This window comes from Kitasatospora sp. NPDC057512, assembly GCF_042802135.1.
In the GTDB taxonomy this organism is placed as follows: domain Bacteria; phylum Actinomycetota; class Actinomycetes; order Streptomycetales; family Streptomycetaceae; genus Kitasatospora.
In genome coordinates this window covers 1-11,005 of record NZ_JBHVET010000234.1, presented here as the reverse complement: position 1 = coordinate 11,005, position 11,005 = coordinate 1, and the positions used below count along the sequence as shown (strand labels likewise).

The window sequence follows — 11,005 nt, the reverse complement described above, 5'->3', positions numbered from 1 at the left end:
ACCTGCTGCGCCGCGCCCTCGGTGCCCGGCGCCTCACCCTGGACGGCGTCTCGTACGGCACCATCGTCGCCGAGCGGTACGCGTTCGCCCACCCGGCGCACGTGGCCCGGCTGGTGCTCGACTCGGTGGTGCCGCAGCAGGGCTACGACCCCCTCGACCTGGCCGCGCTGCCCGCCAGTGCCCGGGTGCTGCGGGCCGCCTGCCAGGCCACCGGCTGCACCACCGACCCGGCCGTCGACCTCGCCGCCACCGTCCGCCGCTACGGCAACGGGGCGCAGATCCTGGACGCCCTCACCAGCTACGAGTTCACCGACCCGAACTACGGCGGGGTCCCGGAGGCGCTGCACGAGGCCGCCGCCGGGCAGCCCGCCAAGCTCCAGGACCTCTTCGACCTCGTCCACCAGGTGGTCGACGCCGCCCCGGCCGAGGACCTCAGCCAGGGCCTGCACTCCGCCACCCTCTGCGCCGACGCGCGCTTCCCGTGGGGCAGCACCGACACCCCGGTCGAGGGCCGGGCGGCCGCGCTGGAGCGCACCCGGCAGCGGCTGACCGCCGAACAGACCTGGCCGTACGACCCGGCGACCGCGACCGGGCTCGGCAGCCAGCTGGTCTGCCTGGACTGGCCGCGCGAGCCGGTGCCGCCGGTCCCGCCGGCGCACCGCAAGCTGCCGAACGTGCCGGTGCTGCTGCTCGGCGGCGACCGGGACCTGTCCACGCCGAACGAGTGGCTGTACCGGCAGGCGGAGCTGGCGCACGACCCGCAGGTCGTGATCGTCCCGGGCGCGGCGCACTCGGTGCAGACCCGGGCGGCCAACCCGGCCGGGCGGCAGGCGGTGTACGACTTCCTGCTCAAGTAGCGGGATCCGTCGGTGGGTTGCGGCCGATGGTGGATCGCAGCCGCCGCCGGTGGGCCGTTCCGAGCAGGGGACGGAACGGCCCACCGCCGCACTACGGCCCGGCCGCACCCCAGCCGTCGTCGGGCAGGGTGCGGTCCGGCTCGGGGCAGTCGAGGTGCTCGTAGCCCCACAGCAAGGCCTTGTGCAGCGCCCACGCCTCCAGCGCCGGCTCGTCCTGGGACGCCCGGTTCGTCAGGACCAGCTCCACCCGGACCTCCTCGGCCGGCGAGAACAGCAGGTTCCGCTGGTCCGGGAGGTTCTCGTACGTCACCGTCTGCCAGCTGCGGCCGGTGGCGGTCAGTGCCGCCATCAGGTCGGTCTCGGAGACGTGGGTGTCGAGCGTCGCCGAACCGCCGCCCGGCCGCGGGAGGTCGAGCTCGCCGTGCCAGACCGGCAGGGAGAGCGAGTGGAGCCGGCGGCAGCGACAGAACACCGTCCGCACGTCGCCCCAACCGAAGGCGTGCGGCCACCGGTCGCCCCGGTGGATGCCGCCGCCGTCCCACGGATCGCCGTAGTGGACGGCGAGTTCGGGCAGCGAGGCGCCGTAGCGCAGCTCACCGAGGCTTCCGGTGGTGGCCAGGCCGGTGACGAGCGGGAGGAAGCCGGTCAGCCCAGGCACTCGCGCACCGCCTCGATCAGGCGGTTCGCCCGGGCGTCGCCGTGGCCGATCATCCGGTTGGCCACATAGGCGAAGCCGACGCCGAACTCGTCGTCCCCGAAGGCGAACTGGCCGCCGGCGCCGTCGTTGCCGAAGCTGCGCGCGCCGAGCAGCGGACGGAAGGCGGGGGAGTCGAGCAGCATCCCGGAGCCCCAGCGGGCGCCCATGTCGAAGCCCAGGAAGCCCGCCCCGGAGGAGACTTCGCGCACCGCGCCGGTCACGGTGTCGGGCGAGAGCAGGCGGGGCGCGCCGTCCAGCCCGGTGGCCGCCGCCGCGTAGAGGCCCGCCAGGCCGGTGGCGGAGGCGACGGCGCCCGCGCCGGGCAGCTCGATCGCGTGCAGCGCCGGGTCGTTCCAGCCGTGCGGCACGTCCAGGCCGGGGAAGACCAGGGCGCCGTTCATGGTGACGATCCGGGTGAGCAGGTGCTCCGGGCCGGGCATCGGACGGCGGCCCTCGGCCTCCACCAGCCGGGCCAGGCGGGGGAGTTCACTCTCCGGCAGGCCGATCCAGACCGGCAGGCCGAGCGGCTCGGCGATCTCCTTGCGCAGGAACGCGCCCGGGGTCAGCCCGGTGATCCGGCGGATCACCTCGCCGACCGCGAAGCCGAGCACATGACCGTGGTACTCGTACGCGGTGCCCGGCTCCCAGAGCGGCTGCTGCGTCTCGATCGCCCGGATCACCGGATCCCAGGCGGCGACCTCCTCGAAGGAGAGCACCGCGTCCAGGGCGGGGATGCCGGCCCGGTGGCCGAGGATCATCCGGGTGGTGACGTCCTGCTTGCCGTTGCGGGCGAACTCCGGCCAGTAGCGGGCGACCGGCGCGTCCAGGTCGAGCCGGCCCCGCTCGGCGAGGAGGTGGGCGTTGATGCTCACCGGGCCCTTGGCACAGGAGAAGACGGGCACGAGGGTGTCCTGCGTCCAGGCCCGCCCGGTGCGCTCGTCGGCCGTGCCGCCCCACAGCTCGACCACCTTCCGGCCCCCGGCGAACACCGTGACGGCGGCGCCCAGTTCGGGGAACCCGGCGAAGTTGGCGGCGAAGACGTCCGCGACGGCGCCGAAGCGTTCGTCGGCCCAACCCTGGTGCTGCTGCATGATGTGGTGCCCCGTTCTGCCCTGTTCCGCCTTCAAGATCGACCGAACCACGCTACGGGAGCCGGGCGGCCCTGACGAGGGGATTTCGCCAGGCCGGGACGGGTGGGACGGATGTGGCAGACTCGCCGACCGAAGCGGAGGAGGACAGCCAGTGGATCGCGAGGCAAGGACGGCGCTCACGGCGCTCTGGGAGCGGCGGTGGCCCGGCACGGAGCCCGTCGGGTACGAGATCGGCCCGGCGCGGGACGTCTGGGTACGGTTCCACAGCCTGCCGGAGTCCAAGCGGTACCCCGACGACGAGCGCGAGTACGCGATCGTGCTGGAGCGCTACAACACCGTGCTGGACGAACTGTTCGCGGGCGCCGAGGTGCACGTCCTCACCCCGAGGTGGTCGAGCCGGGAGAGCGCCCCCCGGATGCGCCGGGACGCGAAGCACTGGCGGAGCTGGCTCCAGACGGACGACCCCGAGCCGGAGTTCCGCACCTACTGCCACGTCTTCGTGGAGCGGCGGCGGTGGCGGCGCGGCTGCCTGGACGGGCTGCTGCGGCGCGTCGCCGATGACCGGGAGGGCGGGGTGATCATCGCCGGCCCCGGCCTGCGGCGGCTGTACCACCCGTACGACGGCGGGGCGGACGTCTACCTGGCGTCGACGGAGGAGCGGGACCGGCTGAAGGAGCGGCACGCGGGGTGGCTGTCGCCGTACGCGAACGGCCTGTGAACGGCCGGACGGCTTGCCCTTGCCGCCGTCCGCCCCGCAGAGTGTCCGGAGCGCGTTGACGATCACGCGCCCCGGCAGCCCGGCTGCCGCGGTGAGCGAGGGAGCGACACATGGCCGTCAGTCTGAGCAAGGTCGAGCAGAGCGCGCCCGCGCTGGTGAGCCTCTACAAGACGGCCGGCGCCTCGGTGGAGCGGCGCGGGCTGAACGGCCAGCGGGTGGCGGTGTACCTGGTGGTCGACTACTCCGGCTCGATGCGGCCCTACTACAAGGACGGCAGCGTCCAGGCGCTCGCCGACCGGGTCCTGGGGCTGTCGGCCCACCTGGACGACGACGGGACGGTGCCGGTCGTCTTCTTCTCCACCGAGGTTGACGCCCAGGCCGAGATCGCCCTGGAGGACCACGCGGGCTGGATCGACCGGATCGTCGCGGGCCTCGGCCACATGGGCAGGACCAGCTACCACCTGGCGATGGACGCGGTCATCCGGCACTACCGGGAGAGCGGGGCCACGGACCCGGCCTTCGTGCTGTTCCAGACGGACGGCGGCCCGATCAGCAAGCCCGCGGCGGAGAGGAAGCTCTGCGAGGCGGCGACGCTGCCGATCTTCTGGCAGTTCATCGGCTTCGGCGACCCGGACAGTCGGCAGTTCGACTTCCTGCGGAAGCTCGACGAACTGCCCGTCCCGGAGAAGCGGCCCATCGACAACGCGGGCTTCGTCCACCTGGGGCGCGACCCCCGGACAGTCTCCGACGACGAGCTGTACGACCTGTTGCTCACCGAGCTGCCGAGCTGGCTCGTGGCCGCCAGGGCCCAGGGCATCGTCCCGGACGGCCCGGCGCTGCGGGCGCCGGTCGGCGCCGCGGCCGAGGAGCAGCCGCAGCGCCGGGGCTTCTGGGCCACGCTGACCGAGGGACTGGGCAAGCGGAGCCGCCGGGGTTAGTGCTCCAGCCGGACTTCTCCGTGCCCGGCGGGCGCCCCGGCGGGCGCTCAGCCGGCGGCCTCCCGAGCCGGCGAGCGGAGGAGGGCGAGGCGGCTGGCGGTGCGGTCGAGGTCGCGCATGAGGGTGGAGCCGGTGGAGAGGCCGGCGAGCGGATCGGCGCCGATCAGGACCAGGCGGACGTCGCGGTCGCAGCAGACGTCGACCAGGTTGGCGAAGCGCCGACGGCCGTCGGGGGACGCCTCGGTGAGCGGTGGGACGCCGTCGAGGACGACGGTGGGGAAGCGGTCGGCGAGTGCGAGGTAGTCCGCGACGGCGGTGAGGCCCTCGCACACTCCTCCGGCGTGCGGCGGGACTCGACCGAAAGCTGACTCCTTGATCCACAAGGTGGACGTATTCTTCCTGCTCGCGGACCAGGGCCCGGCGCCTGTGAGTCTGGCCCCGGTTCTCCCGGATCCTGAAGTCCATCGCACCCCTTGAGCCGGGGTGTTGCGACGACTACTGGAACTCAGGATACGGCCGGGGCCACTCGTGGGGCCGGGCGCGGTGTGGCTCGGTCCAGACGGGCCAGCCGGTCAGCAGGTCACTTCGAAGGTGGCTTCCCGGTGGGTGAAGAGGTCGGCTTCCTGGCCGATGGAGTCCTTCATCACCACACCGTAGGCGCCGGAGAGCTTCCAGGTACCGGGCGTGCAGAACGCGGTGTACTCCGCGCGGACGGTGAGGCGGGCGTTGCCTGAGGTCACGGGGAACTCGCGAGTGGACTCCACCCCGTCGGGCCTGGTGAGGGTGTAGCGGCTGGGATCCCAGGTCTGGCATCCGCCCGGCGGGTCCTTGAAGACGGATCCGGCGAACGCGGCCATGCCGCATTCGAGGTAGAGCACGGGCCGGACTCCGTACTCGTTTTCCTCAAGGCACAGGCGGCTCTTCATCCGGTTCGCGTTGCCCTCGGTGTAGTTGGACCACTCCTCGGAACAGCCCGGCTCGACACTGGCCGCGACGGCCGGTGCCGTCTGCCGGGGCACGGCGTGCGCCGACGTGGTGGCCGGGACGACTCCGGCTGCCAACAGGAGCAAGACAGAGAGCCTCGACCCCGCACGGGAGAGCTTCATGAAAGGGTCCTTTCAGAGAGGGTTTCCGTCGTGGCACTTTAGGTGCCGGGTAGCGCCGTGCAGCACGTCTCACCAGCAGATTCACCCAGATGATGTTTGTCGCGTCTCGTGCTGACCCGCCCGGTGCCTCCGTCCTGGGCGCGCTGCGGTTCACCGGCCGCCCCGGCGCCGTCACCCTCGACCTCGCCCGGTCGCTCCTCCTGTGGACGCTGCTCTCCTGCCTGCTTGATCTACGACCGTCCCCGCTCGCGCCCGCCCGTACCTGATCCCGGCTGTCGGACAATGTTTCGGCCGGATGAGGAACGCTGCCGCTACCGTCTACCGAGCCCGTGGCCTGGGCAGGCTCGGGCTGACAGTGCTAGCGAAAGGGGCCGACGATGGCCGCAGTTCACGAATCCGTCCTCGACGCGATCGGCGGGACGCCGCTGATCCGCCTGGCCCGGCTCGGTGCCGACCTCCCCGCGCCGATCTACGCCAAGGCCGAGTTCCTCAACATCGGCGGCAGCGTCAAGGACCGCGCCGCGCTCTCGATGGTGCTGGCCGCCGAGCGGGACGGGCTGCTGAAGCCGGGCGGGACGATCATCGAGGCGACCTCCGGGAACACCGGCATCGGCCTGGCGATCGTCGGGCGGCAGCGCGGGTACCGGGTGATCGTCGGGGTGGCCGACAAGTCGTCGGCCGAGAAGTCGGACATCCTGCGGGCGTACGGCGCCGAGGTCGTCCTCGCGCCGACCGCCGTCCCCGCCGAGGACCCGAGGCACCTGTTCAACGTCGTGCGGCGGCTGGAGGAGGAGATCCCCGGCGCCTGGCTCGCCAACCAGTACGACAACCTGGCCAACCCGGACGCCCACATCCGGACCACCGGCCCCGAGATCTGGGAGCAGACCGGCGGCCGGGTGACCCACTTCGTCGCCGGTGTCGGCACCGGCGGCACCATCACCGGCACCGGCGGCTACCTCAAGGAGACCTCCGGCGGCGCCGTGACCGTGGTCGGCGCGGACCCGGAGTCCTCCACCTACGGGGGCGGCGACGGCAGCCCCTGGTACGTCGAGAGCATCGGGCACTACCTCCACCCCGACACCGTCGAGGACCGCATGCCGCAGGCCCTGCGGACGGAGCTGATCGACTCCTACGAGCGGATCCCGGACCGCGAGGCGCTGCTGGCCGCCCGTCGCCTCTCCCGGGAGGAGGGCCTGCTGGTCGGCCCGTCCTCCGGGGCGGCGGTGGCGGCGGCGCTGCGGGTAGCACGGCGGCTCGGGCCGGACGACCTGGTCGTGGTGGTGCTGCCGGACTCGGGGCGCTCCTACCTGTCCAAGGTGCACAGCGACGCGTGGATGCGGGAGTGGGGCTTCCTGGAGGAAGCGGCGGACGGCCTGCGGCCGCTGCTCGACGCCGCCGGGCCGCTGGTGACGGTGGCCGCCGACGCGACCGTGGGCGGGGCGCTGGAGGCGCTGGGCGATGCTCCGGGCGGTGTGGCCCCGGCGGTGCTGGCGCGGGCGGCGCGCCCGTACGGGGTGGCCGCGACGGAGGTGGTCGGTTCGGTGTCCCGGGCCGCGCTGGCGGCGGCGCTCGCGGACGGCGCCGCCAAGCCGGGCGACCCGCTGGGCGCGCTGGTCGGGCCGGCGCTGCCGACGATCGGCGTCGGGCAGTCGGCGGACGAGGCGCGGACGGTGCTCGGGAAGACGCACCGGGCGGTCATGGTCCTGGTGGACGGGCGGGTGGCCGGGGTGCTGCCGAGGGAGGCGGTGGCCTAACTCCCTTCGACGGACCCTTCGGTGCTCCCTCAGGCGGTCCCTTCGGCGGGTGCCAGGATCGCCGAGATCACCCGGTCCAGGGTGCGGTCGAAGGCCCGGTCCGGGTCGGCGGGCGGACCGGCGGTGGCGAACGCCTGGGCCAGGTGCGGGAATTCGCCGCTCGCCGCCGCCTGGCCGAGGTAACCGACCAGCTCCGCCTGCCACTTGGCGCCCGCCGCGGCCGTCTGCTCGTACTGGGCGAACTGGCCGACGAAGCCGTTGAACAGCGCCATCGCCTCCATCCGGGCGCCCCCGCCGAGGCCGGTGGGGGCGGTCACGGCGAGGAAGTGGTCGGTGTAGCGCAGGGCGTTGGGGCCGATGCTGGGACGGACCAGCACCAGTGCGGGCAGCCAGGGGTGGCGGCGGGAGAGGCCGAGCTGCTGGTGGGCCAGGTCGGCGAGGTCGGCCCGGACGTCACCGCTCGGCGCGGTCGGGAAGCGGTACTCGCCGGCGACCGCGTCGAGCATCAGGTCGAGCAGGTGCTCCTTCTTCGGCACGTAGTTGTAGAGCGACATGGTGCCCGCGCCGAGCGCCGCCGCCACCCGCCGCATGGAGACCGCGTCCAGGCCCTCGGCGTCGGCGATCGCGATGGCCGCGGCGGCGATCGAGTCCCGGCTGTGGGCCGGGCGCGGGCCGCGGCCGGTGCGCTCGGGGCGCAGCCAGATCACTTCGGGGGCCTCGGGGGGCGTGGGCCTGTCGGGGGGCACTGACTTGCTGGACGGCACTGGAAGATCACCTCGCCCTCCCATCTTAGATACGTACGGCGTACGTAGTACGATGGCGCCCAAGCGCGCTTCTACGTACGCTGTACCTAGAGAAGGCCAGAGAAGGGCAGAGCCATGTCCGACACCGCCCGACCCGCCGCCGGAGCGGCCCCCGCCATCGAGATGACGGGCGTGCAGAAACGCTTCGGCGCCACCGAGGCCCTGCGCGGCCTCGACCTCACCGTCCCGGCCGGCACCGTGTGCGGCCTGCTCGGCCCCAACGGCGCCGGCAAGACCACCGCCGTCCGCGTCCTCGCCACCCTGGTCGCCCCCGACCGCGGCACCGCCCGGGTCGCCGGACACGACGTCGTCCGCGCCGCCGAGGACGTCCGGCGGGCCATCGGCCTCGCCGGGCAGCACGCCGCCGTCGACGAGGGCGTCACCGGCCGCGACAACCTCCGGCTGTTCGGCCGACTGCACCACCTCGGCGCCCGCCGGGCCCGGGAGCGCGCCGACGAACTGCTCACCCGCTTCGGCCTCACCGAGGCCGCCGACCGGCTCGTGCGCACCTACTCCGGCGGCATGCGCCGGCGCCTCGACCTCATCGCCAGCCTGGTCACCAGCCCGCCGGTGCTCTTCCTGGACGAGCCCACCACCGGGCTCGACCCGCGCAGCCGGCAGGCGATCTGGGACACCGTCAAGGAGCTGGCGGACGCCGGCACCACCGTGCTGCTCACCACCCAGTACCTGGAGGAGGCCGACCGGCTCGCCGACGACATCGTGGTGATCGACCACGGCGCCGCCATCGCCACCGGCCCGCCGGACCGGCTCAAGGCCGCGATCGGCAGTCAGGTCTCCGTCACCCTGGCCGACCCCGGGCAGCTCGCCGCCACCGCCGTGGTGCTGTCCTCGATGACCGGCGGCGACGCGCAGGTGGACGTCGCGGAGCGGACCGTCACGGTGCTGACGACGCCCGGCGTGTCCGTCCTGCTGCCCTCGCTGGTACGGGAGTTGGACGGCGCGGGGGTCGTCGCCGAGGACGTCGCGGTGCGGGCGCCCTCGCTGGACGACGTGTTCCTCGCGCTCACCCAGGAGTCCGCGGACGCCGGGAGGGCCGCCTGATGACCGCCGCCGCCGCACTCGCGCCCCCGCGTCCGTCCACCGTCCCGCGTCCGTCCGCCGTCGGCCGGCTCGCCTCCGGCACCTGGACCTCGATGCTCCGCGTCCTGCTCAACTACCGCCACTCGCCCGGACTGCTGGCCGCCTCGCTGGGCGTGCCGGTGGTGATGGTGGTGGTCTTCGGGTACGTCTTCGGCAGCGCCATGCAGGTCCCCGGAGGCGGCGGCTACCGGGAGTTCCTGATGCCCGGACTGTTCGCCATGGTGGCCACCAACGGCGTCATGCCCACCATGGTCGGCGCCGCTCGCGACGTCGGGCGCGGGGTCACCGACCGGCTGCGCTCCATGCCCGTCTCCCGCACCGGACTGCTGCTCGGACAGGCCCTCGCCGACCTGCTGGTCAGCGTCGTCGTCCTGGCGCTGCTGGCGCTGGTCGGGCTCGCCACGGGCTGGCGCGTCCGGCACGGACTCGCCGACGCGGCAGGGGCGTTCGCACTGCTGCTGCTCTTCCGCTTCGTGATGACCTGGGTCGGCACCGTGCTCGGCCTGACCATCGGCAAGGAGGAGGCGGCCGGCCAACTGTCCGCCGCGGTCATCCCGTTGGCGATGGTCACCAACGCCTACGTGCCGACCGGCGGCATGCCCGGCTGGCTGCGGTTCCTCGCCGACTGGAACCCGGTCAGCTCCGTCGTCCAGGCCTGCCGGGAGCTGTTCGGCAACCCGTCGGCGGCCGGGTCCGCCTGGCCGACGCAGCACGCCGTGCTCGCCGCGCTGCTCTGGAGCGCCGTGCTGCTCGCGGGCTGCATGCCGCTCGCCGTAAGGAAGTTCGCTACCCACGGGCGGTGATCCGCCAGCTTGCGGCACGCCTTCCCAATGTGCTGGACAGCGGGGCCGGTGTGGTCTTGGGTGGGGCGCCATGGAGTACACCCACCTCGGCCGCACCGGCCTGACCGTCTCCCGCCTCTGCCTCGGCACCATGAACTTCGGCCCCCACACCGAGGAGGCCGAGGCCCACCGCCTCATGGACGCCGCCCACGAGCACGGCATCAACTTCTTCGACACCGCCAACACGTACGGCCGCGACGGCGAGGGCCGACTGCGCGGGCGTACCGAGGAGATCATCGGCCGCTGGTTCGCCAAGGGCGGCGGCCGCCGCGAGCGCACCGTCCTGGCCACCAAGGCCTACGGCGACATGGGCGGCTGGCCCAACGAGAGCAGGCTCTCCGCGGTCGCCGTCCGCAAGGCCGTCGAGGCCAGCCTGCGCCGCCTCCAGACCGACCACATCGACCTCTACCAGATGCACCACATCGACCGGGCCACGCCCTGGGAGGAGATCTGGCAGGCGATGGAGGTCCTGGTCGCCCAGGGCAAGATCGTCTACGTCGGCTCCAGCAACTTCGCCGGCTGGCACATCGCCCAGGCCCAGGAGACCGCCCGCGCCCGCCACTTCCTCGGCCTGGTCAGCGAGCAGTCCCTCTACAACCTGCTCGACCGGGCGATCGAACTCGAAGTCGTCCCCGCCCTCCAGCACTACGGCCTCGGGCTGATCCCGTGGTCCCCGCTGCGCAGCGGCCTGCTCGGCGGCGTCCTGCGCAAGGAGCGCGAGGGCACCCGCGACCGCAGCGGCATGGCCCAGGCGAGCGAACTCCTCGCCAAGCACCGCGACCGCATCCAGGCCTACGAGGACTTCGCCGCCGAACTCGGCGCCGACCCCGCCGACCTCGCCCTCGCCTGGCTCCTCTCCCGCCCCGCCGTCACCGCCCCCATCATCGGCCCCCGCACCCGGGCCCACCTCGACGCCGCCGTCGGCGCGCTCGACCTCAAGCTCGACCAGAAGTCCCTCGACCACCTCGACGACCTCTTCCCGGGCCACCGCCCCGCCCCGGAGGACTACGCCTGGTAGGCCGCCCGCCCGCGTTCCGGCTTCGGCCCCGGCCCCGGCCGGGGCCTCCGTCGCGCCCCCGGCGGCCGTGGAAGACGGCC

At 73.5% G+C, this 11,005-nt stretch carries 13 protein-coding genes; 8 read left to right on the top strand and 5 right to left on the bottom strand.

Features of this window, described 5'->3' with window-relative positions; genetic code table 11:
• The coding region (locus tag ACFU6K_RS17470) for an alpha/beta hydrolase (RefSeq protein ID WP_380663917.1) at window positions 1-857 on the top strand (857 nt) is incomplete at its 5' end.
• Between the two features lie 91 nt (window positions 858-948).
• On the opposite strand, the gene ACFU6K_RS17465 is transcribed toward ACFU6K_RS17470, so the two are convergent.
• Both ACFU6K_RS17465 and ACFU6K_RS17460 read right to left on the bottom strand, forming a co-directional pair.
• Window positions 949-1,515 carry a hypothetical protein gene (locus tag ACFU6K_RS17465; RefSeq protein ID WP_380663915.1) on the bottom strand — a complete coding sequence of 189 codons (567 nt, stop codon included), beginning with the start codon at window positions 1,513-1,515 and terminating at the stop codon, window positions 949-951.
• The gene (locus tag ACFU6K_RS17460) at window positions 1,503-2,645 is read right to left on the bottom strand and encodes a serine hydrolase domain-containing protein (protein ID WP_380663914.1); all 1,143 of its coding nucleotides are present in this window, start codon (window positions 2,643-2,645) and stop codon (window positions 1,503-1,505) included. The genes ACFU6K_RS17465 and ACFU6K_RS17460 overlap by 13 nt, the downstream gene beginning before the upstream one ends.
• A 151-nt stretch (window positions 2,646-2,796) precedes the next feature.
• On the opposite strand from ACFU6K_RS17460, the gene ACFU6K_RS17455 reads away from it, so the two are divergent.
• Together ACFU6K_RS17455 and ACFU6K_RS17450 are read left to right on the top strand one after the other, a co-directional pair.
• The gene (locus tag ACFU6K_RS17455; protein ID WP_380663911.1) at window positions 2,797-3,363 is read left to right on the top strand and encodes a hypothetical protein; all 567 of its coding nucleotides are present in this window, start codon (window positions 2,797-2,799) and stop codon (window positions 3,361-3,363) included.
• Between the two features lie 110 nt (window positions 3,364-3,473).
• A complete protein-coding gene (locus ACFU6K_RS17450; RefSeq protein WP_380663910.1) occupies window positions 3,474-4,301 on the top strand; it encodes a vWA domain-containing protein in 828 nt (275 codons plus the stop codon).
• Between the two features lie 47 nt (window positions 4,302-4,348).
• On the opposite strand, the gene zapE is transcribed toward ACFU6K_RS17450, so the two are convergent.
• Both zapE and ACFU6K_RS17440 read right to left on the bottom strand, forming a co-directional pair.
• Window positions 4,349-4,633: an AFG1/ZapE family ATPase gene (gene zapE / locus ACFU6K_RS17445; RefSeq protein WP_380663908.1), complete on the bottom strand. Its 285-nt coding sequence runs from the start codon at window positions 4,631-4,633 to the stop codon at window positions 4,349-4,351.
• A gap of 240 nt (window positions 4,634-4,873) precedes the next feature.
• Complete coding sequence (locus tag ACFU6K_RS17440; protein WP_380663907.1) at window positions 4,874-5,407, bottom strand: hypothetical protein; 534 nt, start codon at window positions 5,405-5,407, stop codon at window positions 4,874-4,876.
• An 89-nt stretch (window positions 5,408-5,496) separates the two neighbouring features.
• Between ACFU6K_RS17440 and ACFU6K_RS17435 the strand changes: the two genes are divergently transcribed.
• Together ACFU6K_RS17435 and ACFU6K_RS17430 are read left to right on the top strand one after the other, a co-directional pair.
• The gene (locus ACFU6K_RS17435) at window positions 5,497-5,673 is read left to right on the top strand and encodes a hypothetical protein (RefSeq protein WP_380663904.1); all 177 of its coding nucleotides are present in this window, start codon (window positions 5,497-5,499) and stop codon (window positions 5,671-5,673) included.
• Window positions 5,674-5,784: 111 nt separating this feature from the next.
• Window positions 5,785-7,161: a pyridoxal-phosphate dependent enzyme gene (locus ACFU6K_RS17430; RefSeq protein ID WP_380663903.1), complete on the top strand. Its 1,377-nt coding sequence runs from the start codon at window positions 5,785-5,787 to the stop codon at window positions 7,159-7,161.
• A 29-nt stretch (window positions 7,162-7,190) separates the two neighbouring features.
• On the opposite strand, the gene ACFU6K_RS17425 is transcribed toward ACFU6K_RS17430, so the two are convergent.
• Window positions 7,191-7,868 (bottom strand): TetR/AcrR family transcriptional regulator, encoded by a 678-nt coding sequence (locus ACFU6K_RS17425; protein WP_380663901.1) that lies wholly within the window; start codon window positions 7,866-7,868, stop codon window positions 7,191-7,193.
• Between the two features lie 171 nt (window positions 7,869-8,039).
• On the opposite strand from ACFU6K_RS17425, the gene ACFU6K_RS17420 reads away from it, so the two are divergent.
• The 3 genes from ACFU6K_RS17420 to ACFU6K_RS17410 all read left to right on the top strand — a co-directional run bounded on the left by ACFU6K_RS17420 (window position 8,040) and on the right by ACFU6K_RS17410 (window position 10,925).
• Complete coding sequence (locus tag ACFU6K_RS17420) at window positions 8,040-9,026, top strand: ATP-binding cassette domain-containing protein (RefSeq protein WP_380663900.1); 987 nt, start codon at window positions 8,040-8,042, stop codon at window positions 9,024-9,026.
• Window positions 9,026-9,868, top strand: coding sequence for an ABC transporter permease (locus ACFU6K_RS17415; RefSeq protein ID WP_380663898.1), 843 nt, complete (start codon window positions 9,026-9,028; stop codon window positions 9,866-9,868). The genes ACFU6K_RS17420 and ACFU6K_RS17415 overlap by 1 nt, the downstream gene beginning before the upstream one ends.
• 70 nt (window positions 9,869-9,938) lie before the next feature.
• A complete protein-coding gene (locus tag ACFU6K_RS17410) occupies window positions 9,939-10,925 on the top strand; it encodes an aldo/keto reductase (protein WP_380663897.1) in 987 nt (328 codons plus the stop codon).
• Window positions 10,926-11,005: the final 80 nt, after the last annotated feature.